Here is a 20923-nt window from a genome sequence, read left to right as displayed (position 1 = left end):
GATCCTTCTGACCATAATTAAGGGGTAAAAAGATGCGCTATATCAGCACCCGTGGAGGAATCACCCCCTTAAGCTTTAAGGAAACCGTCCTTATGGGGCTGGCCGAGGATGGAGGTCTTATCCTTCCCGAGGCCTATCCGGCGGTGGATGAAGAGGTCCTTTCTTTCTGGAGTCGGCTTTCCTATCCAGAGCTGGCCCTGGAAGTCTTTTCCCTTTTTGTAGATGACATTCCCCTTGAGGATCTCCGGAAGCTGGTCTTTCAGGCCTACGCCACCTTTGATCATCCGGAGATATGTCCTCTTGTCCGGGTGGGGCCGGTCTTCATCCTTGAGCTTTTTCATGGTCCAACCTTGGCCTTTAAAGACATAGCCCTTCAATTTCTCGGCGGACTCTTTGAATACCTTCTCCTCGAGCGGGGGGCCAGAATGAATATTCTCGGGGCCACCTCGGGAGACACCGGTTCGGCAGCCATCTACGGGGTGAGAGGACGCAAGAACATCAATATCTTTATCCTTCACCCCCATGGTCGGGTCTCTCCTGTTCAGGCCCTTCAGATGACCACGGTTACCGATGCCAATGTTTTTAACCTGGCTATAGAGGGCACCTTTGATGATTGTCAGGCCATCGTTAAGGCCATCTTTGAAGACCTGGCCTTCAAGCGCCGCTATCATCTGGGGGCGGTAAATTCCATTAACTGGGCCCGAGTAATGGCCCAGGTGGTTTATTATATCTGGGCCTGGCTGAGGTTGGCTGAAAAGGGGCAGTCTGCGGTCTTCTTCTCCGTCCCCACCGGCAACTTTGGTGATATCTTTGCTGGCTATGTGGCCCGTCGGATTCTGGGCCGGGAGCGGATTCCTCTGCTTATGTTGGCCACCAACGAAAACGACATTCTGACCAGGTTTGTCAATCAGGGGGACTATTCTTTGGGGAAGGTGGTCTCCACCATCAGCCCCTCCATGGACATTCAGGTGGCCAGCAACTTTGAGCGCTACCTCTATCACCTCTTGGGGGAGGATCCGATTCGGGTCCGGGAGGCCATGGAGGTCTTCTCCCGGGAGGGAAGGCTTCGTTTTGGCCCTGAAGAGCTGGCCCGGGTGAGAGAAGATTTCGCCTCTGTCTCTGTTTCTCAGGAGGAAACCCGGGAGACCATTGCCTCATTTTACCAGGAGACAGGTTACGTGCTTGATCCTCACACGGCGGTGGGAGTCCGGGCTGGACTTCGCCTCCTTGATCGGGGCCATCCGGTGGTTTGTCTGGCCACGGCTCATCCGGCCAAGTTTCCAGAGGCCGTGGCTGAGGCCATCGGCCATCCTCCCCGGCGGCCTCCGGCCTTGGAGGGGCTGGAGGAACGCCCCCGTCGGGTAACCATTCTTCCGGCTGACATCAAGGCCGTCAAAGAATTTGTGGCCCAGAACGCCCTTCTTTAGCTCTTTCGGGCCCCCAAAATGGGCAGGGCGGCCAAAAGAGAGGTGAGAAGACCAAAGATGTCGGCCTGCCAGTCACCTAGGTCGGCTACCCTTCCTGGCACCTGGCTCTGAACCATTTCAACCAAGGCTCCGTGGACGGCCCCAATTCCTATGACCACCAAGGCCACCAGATAGGCCGGGCGGTGGGCTAGGCGCCATGAGGCCCACCAGAAAAGCAGCAAACCCAGAATAAAATACGAGAGGGCATGGGCCAGCTTGTCGCTTCCTCCTGGAGGGCCCAGGGGAATAACGGCCACCGCCAGCAGAAAAATCATGTAAATGCCAGCGGGCAGGAAGCGTTTTAGGCCTTCATAAGCCATTTTTTTCTCCTTCAGAGGCCATTTTTTTCGTCAAATACCGGACAAGTGAGGTCTGGACGCCAGTTTTGCATAACCGGATCGCTGTAGTCTGGATGACAGACAAGGCAGAGGCCCACCCGAAGGATACGCCTTATCTCCTCTTGATTAAAAGGTCGGAGGTTGGGCCGGGAGAGGTTGGTAAGGGGCTGTCCCGAGGTATCCACCAGGGCCTGAAGGGAATGGTTAAGTCCCAGATCGGCTCCGGTATCTGCTGGGGCAAAGAGCAAACGGCCGTTTTCAAAGAAGACATTTCCCGGGCCAAGCCCTACGGTTTTGGGCGACTGATGACAGTCGGGACAACTGCGTCCCTTCTTCTGGGTAGAGTGGGGATCCATGAAAGACCAGGTAAGGCGTTTGAAAGTCCTCTTCAGGCGTCCCTGCTCATCCAGCAGGGAGACAAAATCCTGTCAGCCAGGGACAAGGATCTCGATCTTGTTACCTTGTACCCCCAAGACAGGCCTCTCATAACGCATGTAGGAACGAAACTCTTCCCAGAGCCCCTTGGTTTCTCTGGCGTTTACTTTGTCTAGCTGGGATTGACTCTCATCCTGGCGTACGTGACAGCCGTAGCACTGGGGGACATACCAGCTATGACAGGCCTGACAGGATAATCTTTGGTGGTCTCGCCCCTGACAGATCTCCTTGGGAGGGGCCAGTGGGTGGAGCCGACCATCCAGTTTGCCCTCCAGAACTGGTTGTCCGTTTGGCCCCTTCTTAAAGTTGGGGGCCTTGCGTCCCTTGCGGCTTAGACCATCTCCGCCATGGCACATCTGGCAGGTTATTTCTACCTGCTCCTCAAAATGGGCATAAGACTTACCATCGCCCATGATTTCTTCCCGCAGATGGCAGTCGATGCAGACCAGCCCGGCCTTAAAGTGGACATCAGGGGGGATACGAATTACCGAACGACCATCGATAAGATCTGAACGGGGAAGACCTTCATCATAAGGGACGCCGTAGCCTTCAGATTCGATCATCCCCTGATAGGTAAGGCCCAGGCGGCCACTGCGATTATGACAGCGGACGCAGGCCTCAAGGGGAACTTTTTTGGTGATCTGGGGATGGGGTTTGCCCCTTTTGTTTCCGGTAGAGCGTGGGGGAGGCTGATTATGACAGGCTGTGCAGCCTCCGCCTTTTTCGGCCAGAAACGAAGGGAGCTCACCGCGTTTTACCCAAAGGTGACAGGAGCCGCAGAGCTTACGGAAGTAATCAAGGGCCAGGGAGGTCTTCCCGGTCCGTTGAAGGTCTTCTACGGTGAGATTCTCCCGGGGGTCGTCGGTCTCTCCCCAGTAGTAACGAAGGGTAGCAATGATGCCCCGATTGGTGGCCATGAGGGCCTTTTTGAGGTTGGGGACATCGCTGGGATGACACCCCTGCCGACCGCAGGTCTTCTCCGCCCAAACCAGCTCTCCGGGATTTTTGACCATCCCTCGGTGGGCCCGCCATTTTTCTGAAGCCAAGGGATTGCCCAGGTGGCACTCAGCACAGCCCACCACTCCGGCCTGATGGGCCTGATCCGGCTCTTCCTGGTGACAGGAAAGACACATATCTACCTGGCCGCTGAGGAGAAGGTGGACTTTGTCGGCCCGGTGCCGCAGGACCTCATAGACTGTGGCCGAAAGGATTAAAACTATAAGGGCCAGAGATAGCCAGGTCTTCACCTCAACTCTCCCACTAAGGTGAGAATGAAATAGCTCACCAGCCACAGGCCGAGGGTAAGAAGAGACGGTTTCTCCGCCCGGGGCAGGGCCAGAAGGGCCCCAATGGGCACGGCCGGGTAGAGAACTCCGGCCACCAGCGGAGGAAGATAGCGCAGAAGCTCTTGAACTCCAAGAAAGAACCAGGGGCCCTTAATGAGAAGGGCCCCGGAGGTCATCTCCAGGGGGGCGGCTAAGATAAGGGCGGGGATCAGAGAGAGGACAAGGGCCCGGAGAAGATCCTCGCTTTCCAATCTCCGTCTCTTTAGGTGGTACCAGAGACTTCCCCAAAGAATGATGAAAAAGATCAAGATATGGGCACTATAGACCCTTATTAGCCCGGAGTGTTCCAGATCAAAAAAGAGGGCGTTTACCACCCCGCCGATCAGGGGCACAGAAAGGGCCAGATGCTCAGCGATGGCCCCGGCGGCCATGCCGGTCTGATCCTCCCGGAGGACATATCCGGTAAAGAGGGCCATCAGGGCGGCCGGAAGGAGAAGGACCAGCCCACTCCAGTAAAGGAGCCGGCGTCTTAAATGGGCTCCGCTGCGGATAGACTCCCACAGATGCCAGAGAAGCAGAAGAAAAAAGAACTGACTTGACCAAAAGTGCACCCCCCGGATAAGTCGCCCGAAGGGGATTACCGTATCCAGCCCGACCACGGAGACAAAGGCGTGGTCTGGATAGAAGTGATAGGCTACCAGGATACCCGAGCCCCCGGAGATAAGGAGACTGGCCGTGATAAGCTGGGCAATACCAAGGCTTATCTTAGACCGGGATCTCCACCACATAGCCGTCCTTTTTCTTCTCCACAGTGAGCCGGCGGAGGTCCTTCTTGGCCGGACCAGACACGTACCGTCCAGTTAGCTTGAAACGACTCTGGTGACAGGGGCAGACAAAGAGACCGACCTCTGGTTGGTAAGAGACCGGACAGCCCAGATGAGGGCATCTTCTTAAAAGGGCCAGTGGCCCGTTAGGGCCCTCTAGCAAAAAAAACTCTGCATCAACATAGACCATACCCGGCTTGAGGTTAACCTTGACCTTTTTGAGACGAGGGGGGCGGGGGAGGCGATAGACAATAAAGGAGACAGTGGGGAACGCCAGTAAGCCCAGGGCCAGGATCTCCAGAAACCTTCTTCGAATCATGCCCCCTTTAGTAACCCAAAAAAGGGGCTGAGACCACCGGCTATCCCCTGATAACGAATTCTCTTATAAAGGTGAACCAATCAGAGAGACCCTGGCCATTTTTTACTGAAAGGATAAAAGCCTTTAGATCTGGCTTGATTTTCCTGGCGGAGTCGATGACCTCCTGGGGGTCAAAGTCAAAGTAGGGTAAAAGATCGGCCTTGGTGATGCAAAAGGCCTGAGCCTTGAGGAAAGCCGCTGGATATTTTTCTGGTTTATCCGGCCCCTCAGGTACGGAGACCAGGATAACCCGGAGGTCTTCTCCGAGATCAAAGGCGGCGGGACAGACCAGGTTGCCGACATTTTCGATAAAAATGAGGCGGGGGCGATGGGGCTCAAGCTGATGACAAGCCCGGTGGATCATCCGGGCATCCAGGTGGCAGGCTCCGCCTGTTGTTACTGCGGCCACCGGGACTCCTTTGCGCCGCAGTCTTTCGGCGTCTTTTTCGGTCTCCGGATCTCCCTCGATGATCGCCAGAGGTATCTCTTGGGCCAGGGCCTCCACCGTGGCCTCAAGCAGCGAGGTCTTGCCGGAGCCCGGGGCGCTGATGAGGTTGATAACCTTGGCTCCGAGACGGCGAAAATGCTGACGATTTTTTTGGGCCAGGGCTTCGTTAGTAGAGAGGATGGCCCTTTCGATCTCCAGATGTTTGGTCTGACAACCGCAATCCTCACACATTTTTGTCTCCCGTGATTAAGTCTATACTGGCCAGGTAGATCTCATCTCCAGAGATAAGCTGGAGCCCTATCTGGCCGCATTGATCACAGGGCCGGCCGAGTTCCCCTTCTTGGCGATGGCCGCAAAAAAAGCATTCCAAAACCACCGGTCTGGTCTCTATCTCCAGATGGGCTTCGGAGAAGAGGGGATCTTGGGCCTTTAGAGCCAAGAAGGCAAAATCAAAGGCCTCCAGCTCCACCCCTGCGGCCTCCCCGATCCGCACCAGGATTCGGGTTACCTTTTGGGCCCCCTCTGCCACAGCCAATCTTCTTATTTCTTCGGCCATGGCGGCCACCAGAGATGCCTCATGCATCAAGAACCCTCCAGCAGGCCTTCCAGAAGGCGCCAGGTTTCCTCGGCCTCACTGGCTGAAAGCCTCTGAATAGCAAAGCCCACATGAACGATGACATAGTCCCCTTCTTTGATCTCATTTTCCGGAAGAAGCTGGAGATAGACAGTCCGCTTTACACCTCGGGCCTCGGCTACCCCCAGGGGATAATTTACCTCAATCAATCTCATGGGTACCCCTAGACACATAACTACCCCCCTTTTTCGGGATAGATCCCCAATGTTTTAAGATCCGTAAAGAGCCTTTCCTGGAGGGGAAAGAAGGCTTCCCGGAGTTCTGCCGAAAGCCCTACTCCAGGTGAAAGATCCTTGGGGACAACCGCATAGGCCCAGAACTTCTCGGGACCAACACTGGAGAACCTGGCCAGGGCCAGGGCATCTTTGACTCCTATCTGGTGGGCCGAGGCCAGGGAGGATGAGGGCAGGTTTTCGAGGGCGTCCATCTCCAGGACATAGATAGTCCCCGGCGGGGCTTTCTTTAACAAGACATCAAAGAGGATGACGGTCTTATAGCCCCGGATGAGGTTAAGGAGCCCCAGGCCGGCACAACCACCATCTATAAGATCTACCCCTTCTGGGAAGCAGAACTCCTGCTTGAGGTGCCTAATAAAATGAACCCCGAAACCTTCATCTCCGAGAAGGATGTTCCCCAGGCCTACCAGGGCCAAAGGCCCCCACACATCCATACTTTTGCCCTCCTTGATAAATCTTTGTCCCATTATTGAGCCTTTTGGGGTTTTGTGACAATTTTTGTCATTTAGAGGGGTTTAGAGGTCATTTTGGTCCTTTAACATCCTTAAAGGTTTCATTTTTTGAAAAAATTTTTGCCTTCTTTTCTGTTAAATGCTAAAAAAAATTATGGTCTTTAACTCGTCCCTTGTCGATCTCTTTTTTTGCCAAATTTTCTTTTTAGGATCCAAGGTAATACATATCTTCTGATAATTTTTACGCTTTTGCAAAGGAGGCGGGGATGGAACGCTTTCTGGCTCACCGTTTGGGTAAGATGAGTCGACGCAGTTTTCTTAAAGCCTGCACCATAGCCACGGCGGCTATGGGTTTGCCGGCGGAAATGGTGGGTAAGGTGGCCGAGGCTGCGGCTTCTCCCCAGCGACCGCCGGTGATCTGGCTTCACTTTATGGAGTGTACCGGCTGTACCGAAAGCCTGTTGCGCTCCTCTCATCCTGACGTGGCCCGGCTCATTTTGGACCTTATTTCCCTTGATTACCACGAGACCTTAATGGCTGCTGCCGGACATCAGGCGGAGACGGTTCTTGAGGAACAGCTCAAAAAAAACGAGGGGCGCTTTATCTGTGTAGTGGAAGGGGCTATCTCCAAAAAGGACGGGGGTATCTATTGCAAGATTGGCGGCCGTACCGCCCTTGAGATCCTCAACCACGTAGCCCCAAAGGCCCAGATGGTGATCGCCATAGGAGCCTGCGCCTCCTTTGGTGGTATCCAGGCGGCCCATCCTAACCCCACGGGGGCCGTGGGAGTGCGGGACATCATCAAGGTCAAACCGGTGATTAACATCCCTGGTTGCCCGCCTAATCCTTACAACATTCTGGGGACTATCCTCCATACCCTGACTTTTGGACGTCCACCAGAGACAGACGAGCTCGGCCGTCCTAAGTTTGCTTATGGACGGAAGATACACGACCATTGTCCTCGTCGCCCCCATTTTGATGAAGGGCGTTTTGTGGAGGCCTTTGGAGATCCAGGACACCAGAAGGGCTACTGCCTCTACAAAGTAGGCTGTAAGGGGCCAGTTACTTATTCCAACTGTCCGGTCATTCGTTTTTGCGACGTAGGGGCTTGGCCTGTAGGGTCCGGTCACGGCTGTATTGGGTGTACCGAGCCCGGATTCTGGGACACCATGACCCCCTTCTATGAACATCTGCCAGAGGTTTATATCCCGGCCGGTGGCGGTATTCGAAAGGAGGCCGAGAAGATCGGCAAGGTGGCGGTGGGAGGGGCCTTGGCCGTGGTGGCCACCCACGCCGCGGTTGGGGTCATCAAAAAGATGGTCAAATCCGGTCAGGAAAAAGAGGAGGAATAGCCTATGGCCACCAAGATTACCGTTGACCCTATTACCCGCATAGAAGGGCATTTGCGCATAGACGTGGAGGTGGATTCTGGTCGGGTAACCAATGCCTGGGCCTCAGCCCAGATGTGGCGGGGGATAGAAATAATCCTCAAAGGGCGTGATCCGCGGGATGCCTGGGCCTTCTGCCAGCGGATCTGCGGGGTCTGTACCACGGTGCACGCCATCACCTCGGTGCGGGCCGTGGAGAATGCCTTAGGGATGGAGATCCCTCTCAATGCCCAGTATATCCGAAATATTATCCTGGCTGCCCACGGTCTTCACGACCATATTGTTCACTTTTATCACCTTTCGGCCCTTGATTGGGTAGATGTGGTCTCCGCCTTAAAGGCCGATCCCCACAAGACGGCCTCTTTGGCTCAAAGTCTTTCTCCTTGGCCGGGCAATGGAGCCAGTCGTTTCAAGGCCGTAAAGGAAAAGTTGTCAGCCTTTGTCCAGAGCGGCCAGCTGGGGCCTTTTGCCAATGGCTATTGGGGACACCCGGCCATGAAGCTTCCGCCGGAAGCCAATCTTATGGCCGTCTCCCATTATCTGGAGGCCCTGGAGTACCAGTTCAAGGCCAATCAGGTGGTGGCCATCTTTGGAGGTAAAACTCCCCATATCCAAACGGTCATTGTCGGTGGAGTGGCCTTGGCTATCAACACCAACAACCTGGCCACCCTGAACATGGAGCGCCTTTATTGGGCCAAGCAGCTCCTTGGTGAGGTTCGGGATTTCGTCCATCAGGTCTACCTACCAGATGTCATTGCTGTGGCCGCCCTCTACAAAGACTGGCTGGCCTATGGCGCCGGGGTAACCAACTATCTGGCCGTTCCTGATATGCCCCTTGACACCAAGGGAGAGGTTTTTGACTTGCCTGGTGGGACCATATTTGGAGGAGACTTCAAGAACTTTACACCCATAACCAGCTTCAACGATCCTTACTTTCGAGACAACGTAGCCGAGAGTATCGTCCATTCTTGGTACGAAGGAGACTGGACGCGTCATCCCTGGAAAGAAGAAACCAAACCCCACTACACGGCCTTTAAAGAGGAGGGCAAATATTCCTGGGCCAAGGCCCCTCGCTTCAAAGGGGAGCCCATGCAGGTTGGTCCTCTAGCTCAAGTTCTGGCTGGTTATGCCCAAGGTCATGAGTTGACCAAAAAGTGGGTAGATTACGCCCTTGGGCGGCTTTCTTCCCTGGTGGGGCATCCTGTTCCGGTTACGGCCCTCCAGTCTACCCCGGGGCGCCATCTGGCTCGGGCTATTCGGGCGGCTATGTTGGCCGAGCTGGGGCTCAAACACCTGGATCTTCTCATTGAGAATATCGGTCGGGGGGACACAGAGATCTTCCCCTACCGCACTCCGCCTACCTTTCCCCACGGAGAAATTCGAGGTTTTGGTTTCCATGAAGCCCCCCGGGGGACTCTCTCCCATTGGGTGGTAATAAAAGACGGGGTGATTGAAAATTACCAATGCGTAGTGCCTTCTACCTGGAACGTTAGCCCTCGATGCCAGGCGGGAAAGAGGGGGCCTTATGAAGCGGCCCTTATCGGCAATCCGGTAGCCGAACCTCAAAAGCCCCTTGAGGTCTTAAGGACTATTCACTCCTTTGATCCTTGTATCGCCTGCGCAGTTCATGTCCTCAACCCCCAACGGGAGGAGGTCGTCCGGGTAAAAGTTCTCTAGGAGGTCAACATGGCCACCAGAAAACAGGTTCTTTATCGTCGGGTTTTTGTCTGGAGTGGAGCCCTGAGAATCTTCCACTGGGCCTTTGCTATCTCCACTCTGGTCCTTATCCTTACCGGGCTTTACATTCACTACCCTCCGGTAACTACCAAATGGGCTGAATTTAAGCCTCAATACCTTATGGCCACCCTTCGTTACTACCACTTCACGGCGGCCTATTTCTTTATGGCGGCGTTGATTATCCGCTTCTATCTGCTCCTTTTTGGTAACCGCTATGAGCGCTTTACGGACTTTTTGCCTATCAATCAACGTAATATCCACTCTTTCTGGCAGTCACTTCGTTTCTATCTTTACCTTACCGATGAGCATGAATGGCGCATGGGCCATACCGTCTTAGCGGGAACCATTTATTTTGCTCTCTTTGTCGCCGCCGTGGTTATGACCCTCTCGGGTCTTTATCTTCTTTATCCGGAAACAGGCTGGATAAATGCCATGGGGGTGGTCATCTTCGGTTCTCCCCAGCAGGCCCGGTTTATCCACTATCTTCTCCATTGGGCCTTTATCTTCTTTGTTGTTGTTCATCTCTATATTGCCGTATGGAATGACTTTAAGGCTCCGGAGGCCATTATCTCTGGAGCGGTCTCTGGGTGTAAATTTATGCCGGCGGATCAACCTGAGGACTGATCAGCAGATTCGGGGAAGAGGTTCGCCGCTGAGCATGGGCAGGATCCTCTCCCCTCCGTAAACGGTTTTGAGAATTACCTGGGCCCGATCGTGGGAATCTACGTAGCCGATGATGGCTGATTCTGGATTGGTTCCTTCTTCTTTAAGGATCTGGAGGGCTTCTTTCCCCCTTCCCCGGCTAACGAAAGCGATCAGTCGGCCCTCATTGGCTAGATAGAGAGGGTCAAGCCCTAGAAGTTCGCAGCCAAAACGGACCTCGTCCCGAATAGGCACGGTATCCTCAAAGACAATAAATCGAGACCCTGAAGTCTCGGCCAGTTCGTTGAGGGCCGTGGCCAGGCCCCCTCGGGTAGGATCCCGGAGGGCGTGTAAGTCTTCCCCGAGCCCAGAAAGGAGAGCCTTTACCAGGGCGTGAAGAGGAGCCGTGTCGCTACTTAGCCCCTCAAGCTCAAGTCCTTCCCGGGCCGAAAGGACTGCCAGACCATGTTCGGCAATAGGGCCGGAGAGGATGATTTCATCCCCAGAGCGGATTCTATCTGGCCCCAGGCTTACTCCTTGGGGGAGGAGACCTATACCCGCGGTGTTGATAAATATCCGGTCGGCCTTGCCCCGGGGGACAACCTTGGTGTCTCCGGTAACAATACAGACTCCGGCGCTCCTGGCCGCCCGGGCCATGGAGGCTACTACCGCTTCAAGTTCCTCCAGGCTCAATCCCTCTTCGAGGATAAAGCCTGCCGAGAGAAAGAGGGGGTCAGCCCCCACCATGGCCAGGTCGTTGATGGTCCCGTGAACGGCCAGGGAACCGATATCCCCTCCGGGAAAAAAGATGGGATCGACCACAAAACTGTCGGTGGTGAAGGCCAGCCTTTCTGAGGGGGCCTTAAGGACGGCGGCGTCAAGAAGTTGTTCTGGCCGGCCAAGATGGCGGAGAAAAAGCCCCTCAATGAGCTCCTGGCTGGCCCGCCCCCCGCTTCCGTGATCAAGAAGGACTACTTTAGTCATTCTGGGGTCGGATCTTCTTCCACTTTTTGCGAAAAAGGGCCCGCTTAAGGGGAGAAAGATGGTCGATAAAGAGGATTCCGTTCAGGTGGTCGAGTTCGTGCTGGATAGCCCGGGCCAAGAGTCCTTCCCCTTCGAGTTCAAACTCCCGGCCTTGGCGGTCGTAGGCCCGGGCCAAGACGCGGGCGTGTCTTTTGACTTTAGCGGCATAACCGGGAAGAGAGAGGCACCCTTCCTCTTCGTAGAGCTCTCCTTCGGCCTCGATGATCTCCGGGTTGATGAGAACAAGGATCTCACCAGGGTGTCCATCCTTCTGGCTGACATCCATGACCACCAGGCGCTTGAGCTCTCCAACCTGATTGGCTGCCAGCCCCACTCCCTTGGCCGCATACATCGTCTCTATCATGTCGTCTATCAGCTTTTGGAGCTGGCCGTCTATTTCCTCCACTGGAGAGGCTGTTTCCCGAAGAGGAGGGTCTGGGTATATTACAATCTTCTTTTTTGGCATAGATTTTAATTTAAAATTAACTCTAATTTCGTCAAGATTCTCACCAAAGAAAGCAGTCTTTTTCTATCTTCCCCTTTCGAGGGTTCTCAGGCAATGATAGTATTGCCTCCCGGATAGAGGAAGAAAAAAATGACTCACCTTGAGGCCATCTTTTTAGGAATAATCCAAGGGATAACCGAATTTCTTCCAATTTCAAGCTCTGGGCATCTCGCTCTGGCCCAGTATTTCTTTCGCATTAAAGGTGGAGGGCTGACCTTTGACGTCTTTCTTCATCTGGGCACCCTGGCGGCCATTCTCATCTATTTTTGGAAAGACTGGCTGGGGATGCTTGATCCTCGGCAAAGGGACAAAAGGCGTCTCTTATTCCTTATCCTTTTAGCTACGGTTCCCGGGGCTTTGGCCGGGGCCCTGGCCGGTGATATCGTAGAAAACCACCTGCGGGGGCCTTCGCTGATTGCCTTTACCCTTTCCTCGGTGGCCCTGGTGCTTATTCTGGCCGAACGTTTGGGAAGGCGGGGACGATCCTTGGAGGAAATTGGTCTCAGGGAGGCCCTGATCATTGGTCTAGCCCAGTCCCTGGCCATAGTTCCGGGGGTCTCTCGTAGCGGAATTACCATGGCCGCGGCCCTTTTTCTGGGCTTATCTCGACCGGCGGCCGCTAAGTTCTCCTTTTTGCTTTCGGCCCCCATTATCGCCGGAGCTGGTCTTTACAAGACCCTTGACCTCCTTCAAGGAGGGGGTGTGGCCCTTGACGCATTCAATCTTTTAATAGGCCTTCTTTCCGCCTTTTTCTCCGGCCTCCTGGTCATCGCCTGGCTGCTTCGCTTTCTGGTAAAACATACCTTTTATCCCTTTGCCTTTTATCGTCTGGCTCTGGCTACCCTGGTGATCTTTCTCCTGGTTCTCTCTCCCACCAAGGCCCGGGGGGCAGAGGCCGGGGAGTATGTTGTCCATCTGAGTACCTCACCTCTCAGGCCTGAGGCCCTTCTGGCCCCGGTTCCCCCTCTGAGTGAGGGATCAGGTATCATCTGGGATCGCAAAGGACACATTATTACCAGCTATTATCTGGTACGGGAGAGCCGTTTTTTGGAGGTTACTCTACCTGATGGTTCCAAGTGGCCGGCCCGGATGGTAGGTTATGATCCGGAGACGGATCTGGCTGTGCTGGCCATCAATGCCCCGGCCAGCCGTCTTTCTCCGGCCATTAAGGCCAAAAGGCGGCCGCGGCGGGGCGAGTGGGTCTTCTACTGGGGCAATCCTTGGGGGCAAGGATTGGCGGTGGGAGGGGCTCAGGTGCGTGATTTCCGTCGAGAGATTGTCACTGAATTGGCTTCTCTCCGCGGGGTGGTTGAGCTTTCTGCCCCGGTGCCTCCTGGGTTCTGTGGGGGAGCGGTGGTTGATCGCCGTGGGGCTCTGGTAGCTATGGCCACCTGTCTGTTCCCTGAGGCCCGGCGGGCCGGTATAGGTTTGGCTGTGGAGGTGGCCCAGATAAAGGCCCTTTTGCCACAGCTGGTAGAGAAGGGATATATCGAGCGGGCCTGGTTAGGGGTGCTGGCCCAGGATCTCATCCCGGCTTTTGCTCGGGCCCAGGGCCTTCCTTTGGACAGAGGGGCTCTGGTCTTTAAAGTCCTGCCGGGGTCTCCCGCGGCCCGGGTTGGTCTTAGGGGGGGGCGAGAAGAGGTCCTTTTTGGCAATACTTTGGTCTCTGTAGGAGGAGATATCATTTACGCTATCGATGATCAGCCGGTGACCTCGGCCGCCGATCTGGAGAAGATTATCTCGCGCAAGAGGCCTGGCGAGGTTATTAAGATAACCTTTTATCGGGGGAAAAAGAAGAAGCAGGTTCGGGTGAGGCTGATCAGCAAACCACGATATCAGCGGAGGAAAAGATGACCGAGATTACCATTCCCGAAAGCGTCAAACCGATCTACGAGCGCTTGGCCAAAAGATATGAGCTGGAGTTTGAGCCGATAGCCATTCGGGGAAAGGAAATCAACTTTCTCCGTCTTGGCAACCTCGAACCCCTTTTGGAGGAGAGAGATGCCCTTACCGAAGTGGCTAATTTCCCCTTCTGGGTCAAGATCTGGGAGGGGGCGGTGGTCTTGGCCGATTTTATGGCCTCTGTTGAGGCCAATCCTCCTCGGAAGATTCTAGAAATCGGGGCCGGCCTAGGAGTGGCCGGTCTTTTTGCCGCTGCTGTTGGCCATCAGGTGACCATTACCGATGGCGAGGAAGAGCCCCTTGACTTTGTCAAGATCACGGCAGCGGTAAACAATCTGGAGGTAGATGTCCTCCAAATGGACTGGGCCTCTCCCCAAGATGTGGGAATCTTCGATATGATCATTGGGGCCGAGGTGGTCTATTCATCTCGAATCTATGAGGACCTCCTGGCCCTTTTCCGGCGCTTCCTTCGCCGCCCTGGGGGGACCATTTATCTGGCTCACTCCTCGGAGAGGCTGCGTACCCTTGGGCCATTTCTGGCTAAGGCCGAGGCCGAATATGATCTGGCCATGAGCCGTCGGCGTCTGAAATCCGAGGATGAAAGCTTTGAGATACTCCTTACCCGCCTGACTCCCAAAGATGGGGCTTAGGTCTCCTCGGGGTCAATATCCACCACTATCCGAAAGGGGCCCGGGGGAGAAGCTTCCCGAATAAGATCCTGGGCCTGTTTTAGACCCTGATGGAGAGTGGTGATGTTGGGGGCCTTAAAGACTATCTGCCAGCGCCATCGTCCCTTCAGGCGGTGATGGCTGGCCTCAGCGGGGCCCAGGACTTCAAGCGCCGGGGAGACTAGCTCCGGAAGCCTTTCCAGGGCCCGGGCCAGGGTCTCTCCCGTCTCCTTGGCTGGAGTCTCCCAGAGGAGGCTGGCCAGCCGACTGAAGGGGGGCCAATTTAGTTCCTGTCGCAGGCCAATCTCGGTTTGGTAAAAGCCCTCGTAGTCGTGTCTTAAGGCGTGTCGGAGGCTGTAGTGGCCCGGGGAGAAAGTCTGAACGATGACCTCTCCGGATCTTTCCCGACCAGAACGGCCGGCCACCTGAACCAGAAGCTGGAAAGTCCTCTCCGGGGCCCTGAAGTCTGGAAAGTTGAGGGAGAGATCAGCAAGGATGACCCCTACCAAGGTCACCCTGGGGAAGTGGTGCCCCTTGCTAAGCATCTGGGTTCCGACGAGAATGTTCAGCTCTCCCTGCTGAAAATCATCGAGGACCTTCTTCAGGCGGCCAGGGCTCCTGGCCACGTCTCTGTCCAGGCGTCCTATCCGGGCCTCGGGCAGAAGTCGGGCCAACTCCTCGGCTACCCGTTGGGTTCCCAGACCTAGGATCTCCAGCCTTCCCTGACCGCAGGCCGGGCACTGGGGCAGGGCCTTTAAGGTCAGACCGCAATAATGACATCTAAGTTCCCCTTCCTCCTTGTGGTAGGTGAGGGCTACGGAGCAATTGAGACAGCGAAATTGATAGCCACAACGATGGCAAACTACCAGAGTAGCAAATCCTCGCCGGTTGACAAAAACAATGGCCTGTTCCCCCCCTCGGAGACGTTCTTTAAGGGCCTCAAGGAGGGGTCTGGAGAGAAGGTAGCCCGGTCTTTCGACCTGGGTAAGATCGACAATTCGGGTCTGGGGCAGCCTCTGTCCGCTGGCCCGTTGCCGTAGGCTGATAAGCCTCAACCGTCCCTTTCGGGCCAGATAATAACTCTTAATAGACGGGGTGGCCGAGCCCAGGATAACCGTGGCTCCCGCCATCTGGCCCCGGGCCAGGGCCAGATCTCGGGCTTGGTAGCGAAGCCCCTCCTCTTGTTTATACGAAGGGTCATGCTCCTCATCGACTACAATTAGTCCGAGGTCCTTAAGGGGGACAAAGATCGCCGATCGGGCTCCAATAACGATACGACATTTTCCTCGACAGGCCTTAAGCCAGGTCTCCGTCCGCTGTCTTTCCGAGAGAAAACTGTGGAACAGGGCCACCTCCTGACCAAATTCGGCCACAAAGGCCCCCTCCAGGGCCCCAATGAGGGCTATCTCCGGTACCAGGATTAGGGCACTTTTGCCCCGCTTTAAGACCTCGCTGACAGCTTTGATGTAAACCCATGTCTTACCGCTTCCGGTAACCCCATGAAGGAGAAAGGGGTGGAAGTCTCCACTCAGAGATTGAGATATGACGGCCGCGGCGGCTTTTTGAGCGGTGGTGGGAGTGATGGTCCGGGTCTGATCCAGGATCTCCGGGGAGATGATACTTAAGGGGCGTCCTTTTTGACTAAGGGGGCAGGCCTCTTTCAACAGGCCCTTTTTAAGCCATTCCCGCACCATCTTTAAGGCTCCCGGGCCATAGCTTCGTTGGATTGTTTCCAGGGTCAGACCACGGCGGCCCGCCCGGCGTAGTCTGGCTACCAGGGGGATACTGACTGGGAGGATCTCTCGTCCCTCAGCACTGAGACAAACCCTCGGCCGAGGAGGATGGAGAAGCTCCCGGGGAAGGGCGGTCCGGATCACCTGGGCCAGGGAGCTTTGATAATACCAAGAGACCCACTGAAGAAAAGAAAGAAGGTCAGGGGAGATAACCGGCACCTTGTCAAGAACAGAAACCCCCGTCTTTCGGGGAAAAAGATCAGATTCAGGAGGAAGTTCCCTTAAAACTAAACCGATTCGAGGCCTGGTCTTGCCGGGGGAAAGAACCCTTACCCCCGGCAAGGTTTCCTCTTCTAGATAGACCTTTTCGCTTTTGCCTGTAGCCGGAAAAAGGATCTCAGCAAACAAGATTAATTCAAAGTCTCAGCCACTTCCTTGATGTAAGCTGCCAGTTTGGGACCAAGCTGGGGGTGTTTAAGTCCAAAGGCCAAGGTGGCCTGCAGATAGCCAAACTTATCCCCAGCGTCGTATCGTCTCCCCTTAAAGGAATAGGCGTAAAAGGGGCGGGATTTAGCCAGAGCGGCCAAGGCGTCGGTGAGCTGAATTTCACCTCCATGGCCAGGAGGGGTCTTTTCCAGGAGGCGGAAGATCTCTGGCACAAGGATATAACGACCAATGATGGCCAGGTTGGAATCTACCGTTCCTGGAGCTGGCTTTTCCACCATCCGGTGAATACGAAAGACTCCGGGTTCGACCTCCTCTCCCTCGATTATTCCGTAACGGTGGACCTCTTCTTCAGGGACGGGAGTGACGGCAATCACTGGAGCCTGATAGCGCTCATAGACCTTGAGCATCTGAAGGATGCAAGGCTCCTCGGCGTCAACCAGATCATCCCCCAGAAGGACGGCAAAGGGCTCATCACCTACGACGTTCTTGGCCATAAGCACGGCATGTCCCAGCCCTAGGGGCTTTTTCTGCCGGACGGCAATAATGTGCTCTATGAGCTGGGAGACCCGCTTGACCTCCTCTAGGAGATCAAACTTTTTTTTCTCTGTAAGATAGGCCTCTAGCTCGTAGGAGTAATCGAAATGGTCTTCAATGGCCGACTTGTGGGAGGCAGTAATGAGAACAATGTCTTTTATGCCTGAGCTTACGGCCTCTTCAACAATGTATTGAATGGTCGGCCGATCGACAATGTTGAGCATTTCTTTGGGGATAGCTTTGGTGGCCGGAAGGAAACGGGTCCCAAGCCCGGCTACGGGAATTACCGCCTTGGCTACCTTCATGGAGACTTCCCTCCTTTGACCTTCTGAAATCTCTCCTCCAGCTTGGACCAGGCCAGGGCTTTGATGATCGCTTCGGCATATCCTGCCCGATCATTTCCGAAATCAAATAAATAGGCATGGTCAGCGGTATCGACAACAATGATGGGCTGATACTCTGGACAGAGTCCCTCTGACTCGCTGTCCAAACAGAAGTGGTAGAGCTGACCGGTAGCATCGGCAGCTACAACAGCCCAGGCCCGGGCTGCCTGACAGAGGGAGTAGAAGCGGATCTTCCAGCGGTCAAAGGAGCCAAAGGCCTTGGCAATGGCCTCGGAGAGACCGGATCGAGGACGTTCATAGCCCAATGAAAGGCCCTCAAAGTAGAGTCGGTGCCAGTAAATGGAGGTGGTAAGCTCGGTGTAAGCTCGAATAAGGGCACGATAGTCGCTATAGAAGGGGCTGGTAGTGGAAAGGTCCACTTCGTTTAGATACCCCTTTACCTCGGCTAGCTTTTCCTCCTGAAGCTGAAGATAGGCCAGGTGAGTCTTTATCTGGGTAGCAGAAAATCCTTTAACCCGGCCAATTAATCGACCAAACTCCTTGGCCCCTAAGGCCTCGCTTGCACCCAAGGCTGAGACGGCCAGGGCCGCCATCATAAATTGACGACGATTAAGATCCATGCCTCTATTTAGCCCAAAGGAGCCAGGGCTGGCAAGCGATCAAGCAGTTCGAGAAATTTACGATAGAGACGCTCTCTTTCCTGCCAGGCCCGGGCCAAAATGTCAGCCAGATGGGGAATATCTCTGGGGTTAATAGTGAGGTCTACCGAGAGGCGAAAGGCCTCCAAATCGTCTAAGGTCTTGTAAGGTCCGATAAGGGCAGAGAAGAAACGGCGGCGGTCGTGGGCTGAGAGCTGAGATAGGGCCTGCCAGATCTCAATACCCTTTTTGTCTTCAGGGCCAAAGGCCAAAATGACGGCTTCAGTTTGGGTATATCGTAGGGCCTTGAGAAAGTGATCCCGGTCATGAACCTCGACGATCTCCAGGCCCCGGGCCCGGAGGATTCTGGTTACCGGATCCTTAGGATCACTAAAACCCCAGTAAATAAGGGCCGTGGCTCCCCGGGGCCAATCGAAAGGCTCCTCTCCCTTGGAATCGGTAGTAAAGAGCCCTTCCGTTTTGGTAGCCGCTTCAAGGGGCACCTTGCACTTGGGGCAAGGAATGGGGCGAGTCAGATTAATCTGCCCCTTGAGCCGAAAACGGCCCCCACAGCTCGGGCAACGAAATTCTCTTCCTTCCTGGTGGCTACTGGAAGTCACTTTCGAGGTCAAGGGAAAGCTCCATGTCGCTGGTTTTTTCTCCTCGGGCACTCTTGATGAGATCTATCCCCCGACCGACCAGATCCTTTCTGGTGCAATAGGCCAGGGCTGTCTCTTCGGTAATCATCCCTTGCTTGAAGAGCTCGAGGATGTGCTGATCAAAGGTTTGCATTCCATAAGGGCTTCCTTCGTGAATGATATGATAAAAAGTTCGCCCCTCATCTTCTCCTAAGAGAATGGCCTCTTTGGCCCGCAGGTTGTTGTAGAGAATCTCGAATATGGCTACTCGCCCGCCACCTATTTTAGGAAGTAGCTTTTGGCAGACAATCCATCTGAGGGCATCGGCCAAACGAAAACGTATCTGTCTTTCCTCTTCCGTGTTGAAAAAGCCCAGAATTCGGTTGATGGTATGGCCGGCATTTACGGTGTGCAGGGTGGAGAAGACCAGGTGTCCGGTCTCGGCGGCGGTGAGGGCAATTTCCATAGTCTCCCGGTCTCGGATCTCCCCTACCAGGATGACATTAGGGGCCTGACGCAGAGCCGCCCGGAGTCCGCTGGCAAAGTGGTCAAAATCCAGCCCCAGCTCCCGCTGGTTAAAAGTGGCCTTTTTGGACTGGTGGACATACTCTACGGGATCCTCCAGGGTGACAATGTGGACGGCTTCTTCTTCATTAATGGCGTCAAGGATGGCCGCCAGAGAGGTGGTTTTACCGGTACCAGTGGCGCCGGTAAACAAAATAATGCCGTTTTTCTCCCGGGCCATCTGGTAAAAACACTTTGGCAGGGAAAGCTCTTTGATACTGGGGACCCGGCTCTCCAGTTTACGCATTACCAAGCTGTAAGAACCCTGCCTGGAGAAGATATTTATCCGGAAGCGGGTGCCGTCAGGCAACCGGTAGGAGAGATCGCAGGAGCCAGTGGTCACTAAGTCTTTGAGAAGGCGTTCATTGCCCCGAATGAGAGAGAGAGCCAGAATTTCGGTCTGGAAGGGGGTAAGGGCCTCTATAGGGACCTCTTCCCAAAAGACGGGATGTAGCCGTCCGTCAGCGGCCACCTGAAGAGGCCGGCCCACGGTGAAGTTAAGATCAGTAACCCGTTCCCTGGCCCGGGCCAGATAACCAATGAGATGGGCTACATCTTGATCTCTCAAGACTAGACCTCCGTGAAGTCAGAAAGCTCTCCCTTGACAAAGGGCAAAAATCGGGCCTTGTCCACAGCCTTATTGAGGGCCTCCTGAGGATTAATCCAGCCCTTTTTGAGAAGTTCCATGATGGAATCATCCAGACTGATCATGCCGTATTTTCTTCCTGTCTGGATGGCGGAGGGAATTTGATAAGTTTTGCCTTCCCGGATGAGGTTCCGTACCGCTGGCGTAGCGATAAGGATCTCAAAGGCCACACACCTTCCGGGAACATCCACCCGTTTGAACATGGTCTGAGAAACCACGGCCCGGAGGGCATCCGCCAGGGTTGAGCGGATCTGGGGTTGCTGCTGGTGGGGAAAGATCTCAATAACCCGGTCTACGGTCTTGGCTGCATTGATGGTGTGGAGGGTACCAAAGACCAGGTGACCAGTCATGGCGGCCTCAATGGCCAAAGCAATGGTCTCAAGATCTCGCATCTCTCCCACCATGATGATGTCTGGGTCCTCACGCAGGGCCGCCCGGAGAGCGGCGGCAAAACTCTTGGTATGAAGCCCTACCTCCCGATGATTAACCAAACAGAGCTGAGACTCATGGACAAATTCAATGGGATCCTCGATGGTCAGGATATGGTCCCGACGGGTCTTATTGGCATGGTCGATAATGGCTGCCAGGGTGGTTGATTTACCGGATCCTGTGGGCCCAGTAACCAAAACCAGCCCTTTAGGAAGAGAGGCCAGTTTGGTCAGGATGGAGGGAAGCCCCAGCTCGTCAGCGGAGAGGATTCGGGAGGGAATAAGCCGAAAGACGGCCCCTACGCCATTTTTTTGGCGGAAATAATTGGCCCGGAAGCGGGCCAGTTTGGGGATCTCGTAGCCGAAGTCAACGTCTCCCGTCTCTTCAAAGATTTTGATCTTGTCCTCTGGAGCGATTTCGTAGAGCATGCTTTTGAGCTCTTCGTTGTCCAGGGGAGGATACTTGATTTTTTGAAGTTCTCCGTGAATACGCACTCGGGGTACGGCTCCGGCTACTAAATGAAGATCCGAGGCCCCGGCATCAACCATGAGTTTGAAAAAGGCGTCTATTTTGGCCATGGTTTTCCTGTAATGTCTATATGATTGAAT

General features: G+C 54.8%; 23 protein-coding genes. 6 read left to right on the top strand and 17 right to left on the bottom strand.

Annotated elements, in window-relative coordinates; genetic code table 11:
• Window positions 1-32 precede the first annotated feature (32 nt).
• Window positions 33-1427, top strand: a complete 1395-nt coding sequence (gene thrC, locus G4V39_RS05215) for a threonine synthase (protein WP_166031925.1) — start codon at window positions 33-35, stop codon at window positions 1425-1427.
• On the opposite strand, the gene G4V39_RS05210 is transcribed toward thrC, so the two are convergent.
• The 9 genes from G4V39_RS05210 to G4V39_RS05170 form a co-directional block, all read right to left on the bottom strand.
• A complete protein-coding gene (locus G4V39_RS05210) occupies window positions 1424-1786 on the bottom strand; it encodes a VanZ family protein (RefSeq protein ID WP_166031924.1) in 363 nt (120 codons plus the stop codon). The two genes, thrC and G4V39_RS05210, sit on opposite strands and share 4 nt — an antisense overlap.
• A gap of 11 nt (window positions 1787-1797) precedes the next feature.
• The gene (locus G4V39_RS05205) at window positions 1798-2160 is read right to left on the bottom strand and encodes a hypothetical protein (RefSeq protein ID WP_166031923.1); all 363 of its coding nucleotides are present in this window, start codon (window positions 2158-2160) and stop codon (window positions 1798-1800) included.
• Between the two features lie 72 nt (window positions 2161-2232).
• Window positions 2233-3486, bottom strand: coding sequence for a hypothetical protein (locus G4V39_RS05200; protein WP_166031922.1), 1254 nt, complete (start codon window positions 3484-3486; stop codon window positions 2233-2235).
• Window positions 3483-4313 (bottom strand): cytochrome b N-terminal domain-containing protein, encoded by an 831-nt coding sequence (locus tag G4V39_RS05195; protein ID WP_166031921.1) that lies wholly within the window; start codon window positions 4311-4313, stop codon window positions 3483-3485. The genes G4V39_RS05200 and G4V39_RS05195 overlap by 4 nt, the downstream gene beginning before the upstream one ends.
• Window positions 4291-4668 carry a QcrA and Rieske domain-containing protein gene (locus G4V39_RS05190; RefSeq protein ID WP_166031920.1) on the bottom strand — a complete coding sequence of 126 codons (378 nt, stop codon included), beginning with the start codon at window positions 4666-4668 and terminating at the stop codon, window positions 4291-4293. Before G4V39_RS05190 ends, G4V39_RS05195 begins: the two co-directional genes overlap by 23 nt.
• 40 nt (window positions 4669-4708) lie before the next feature.
• Window positions 4709-5386, bottom strand: a complete 678-nt coding sequence (gene hypB, locus G4V39_RS05185; protein WP_166031919.1) for a hydrogenase nickel incorporation protein HypB — start codon at window positions 5384-5386, stop codon at window positions 4709-4711.
• Complete coding sequence (locus G4V39_RS05180) at window positions 5379-5738, bottom strand: hydrogenase maturation nickel metallochaperone HypA/HybF (protein WP_166031918.1); 360 nt, start codon at window positions 5736-5738, stop codon at window positions 5379-5381. Before G4V39_RS05180 ends, hypB begins: the two co-directional genes overlap by 8 nt.
• A complete protein-coding gene (locus G4V39_RS05175; protein WP_166031917.1) occupies window positions 5738-5962 on the bottom strand; it encodes a HypC/HybG/HupF family hydrogenase formation chaperone in 225 nt (74 codons plus the stop codon). Before G4V39_RS05175 ends, G4V39_RS05180 begins: the two co-directional genes overlap by 1 nt.
• Before the next feature lie 2 nt (window positions 5963-5964).
• On the bottom strand, window positions 5965-6459 hold the full coding sequence (locus G4V39_RS05170) for a hydrogenase maturation protease (protein ID WP_166031916.1): 495 nt from the start codon (window positions 6457-6459) through the stop codon (window positions 5965-5967).
• A 284-nt stretch (window positions 6460-6743) separates the two neighbouring features.
• Between G4V39_RS05170 and G4V39_RS05165 the strand changes: the two genes are divergently transcribed.
• From G4V39_RS05165 to cybH, 3 genes are read left to right on the top strand one after another with little or no spacing between them, the layout of a single operon-like run.
• Entirely contained in the window at window positions 6744-7829 is a 1086-nt protein-coding gene (locus G4V39_RS05165; protein WP_166031915.1) for a hydrogenase small subunit, read from the top strand.
• Between the two features lie 3 nt (window positions 7830-7832).
• A complete protein-coding gene (locus tag G4V39_RS05160) occupies window positions 7833-9542 on the top strand; it encodes a nickel-dependent hydrogenase large subunit (protein ID WP_166031914.1) in 1710 nt (569 codons plus the stop codon).
• A gap of 9 nt (window positions 9543-9551) precedes the next feature.
• Window positions 9552-10226 (top strand): Ni/Fe-hydrogenase, b-type cytochrome subunit, encoded by a 675-nt coding sequence (cybH, locus tag G4V39_RS05155; RefSeq protein WP_166031913.1) that lies wholly within the window; start codon window positions 9552-9554, stop codon window positions 10224-10226.
• Here cybH and hypE read toward each other — a convergent pair whose 3' ends face one another.
• Window positions 10227-11228: a hydrogenase expression/formation protein HypE gene (hypE, locus tag G4V39_RS05150; RefSeq protein ID WP_166031912.1), complete on the bottom strand. Its 1002-nt coding sequence runs from the start codon at window positions 11226-11228 to the stop codon at window positions 10227-10229.
• Window positions 11221-11733 (bottom strand): peptide deformylase, encoded by a 513-nt coding sequence (def, locus tag G4V39_RS05145; RefSeq protein WP_166031911.1) that lies wholly within the window; start codon window positions 11731-11733, stop codon window positions 11221-11223. Before def ends, hypE begins: the two co-directional genes overlap by 8 nt.
• Before the next feature lie 129 nt (window positions 11734-11862).
• Between def and uppP the strand changes: the two genes are divergently transcribed.
• Window positions 11863-13626 (top strand): undecaprenyl-diphosphatase UppP, encoded by a 1764-nt coding sequence (gene uppP / locus G4V39_RS05140; protein ID WP_166031910.1) that lies wholly within the window; start codon window positions 11863-11865, stop codon window positions 13624-13626.
• The gene (locus tag G4V39_RS05135; RefSeq protein ID WP_166031909.1) at window positions 13623-14324 is read left to right on the top strand and encodes a class I SAM-dependent methyltransferase; all 702 of its coding nucleotides are present in this window, start codon (window positions 13623-13625) and stop codon (window positions 14322-14324) included. Before uppP ends, G4V39_RS05135 begins: the two co-directional genes overlap by 4 nt.
• Here the strand turns inward: G4V39_RS05135 and priA are convergent.
• From priA to G4V39_RS05105, 6 genes are read right to left on the bottom strand one after another with little or no spacing between them, the layout of a single operon-like run.
• A complete protein-coding gene (gene priA / locus G4V39_RS05130; RefSeq protein ID WP_166031908.1) occupies window positions 14321-16483 on the bottom strand; it encodes a replication restart helicase PriA in 2163 nt (720 codons plus the stop codon). The two genes, G4V39_RS05135 and priA, sit on opposite strands and share 4 nt — an antisense overlap.
• Window positions 16484-16485: 2 nt before the next feature.
• Window positions 16486-17361, bottom strand: coding sequence for a UTP--glucose-1-phosphate uridylyltransferase GalU (galU, locus tag G4V39_RS05125; RefSeq protein ID WP_166031907.1), 876 nt, complete (start codon window positions 17359-17361; stop codon window positions 16486-16488).
• The gene (locus G4V39_RS05120; RefSeq protein ID WP_166031906.1) at window positions 17358-18020 is read right to left on the bottom strand and encodes a Fe-Mn family superoxide dismutase; all 663 of its coding nucleotides are present in this window, start codon (window positions 18018-18020) and stop codon (window positions 17358-17360) included. The genes galU and G4V39_RS05120 overlap by 4 nt, the downstream gene beginning before the upstream one ends.
• A gap of 8 nt (window positions 18021-18028) precedes the next feature.
• Window positions 18029-18670 (bottom strand): FmdB family zinc ribbon protein, encoded by a 642-nt coding sequence (locus tag G4V39_RS05115; RefSeq protein ID WP_210412190.1) that lies wholly within the window; start codon window positions 18668-18670, stop codon window positions 18029-18031.
• Entirely contained in the window at window positions 18645-19808 is a 1164-nt protein-coding gene (locus G4V39_RS05110) for a type IV pilus twitching motility protein PilT (RefSeq protein WP_166031904.1), read from the bottom strand. The genes G4V39_RS05115 and G4V39_RS05110 overlap by 26 nt, the downstream gene beginning before the upstream one ends.
• Before the next feature lie 2 nt (window positions 19809-19810).
• Window positions 19811-20893 carry a type IV pilus twitching motility protein PilT gene (locus tag G4V39_RS05105; RefSeq protein WP_166031903.1) on the bottom strand — a complete coding sequence of 361 codons (1083 nt, stop codon included), beginning with the start codon at window positions 20891-20893 and terminating at the stop codon, window positions 19811-19813.
• Between the last annotated feature and the right edge of the window lie 30 nt (window positions 20894-20923).

Origin of the sequence: Thermosulfuriphilus ammonigenes, from assembly GCF_011207455.1 — a bacterium.
Taxonomy (GTDB): Bacteria; Desulfobacterota; Thermodesulfobacteria; order Thermodesulfobacteriales; family ST65; genus Thermosulfuriphilus; species Thermosulfuriphilus ammonigenes.
This window is presented reverse-complemented; position numbering and strand designations above follow the sequence as displayed.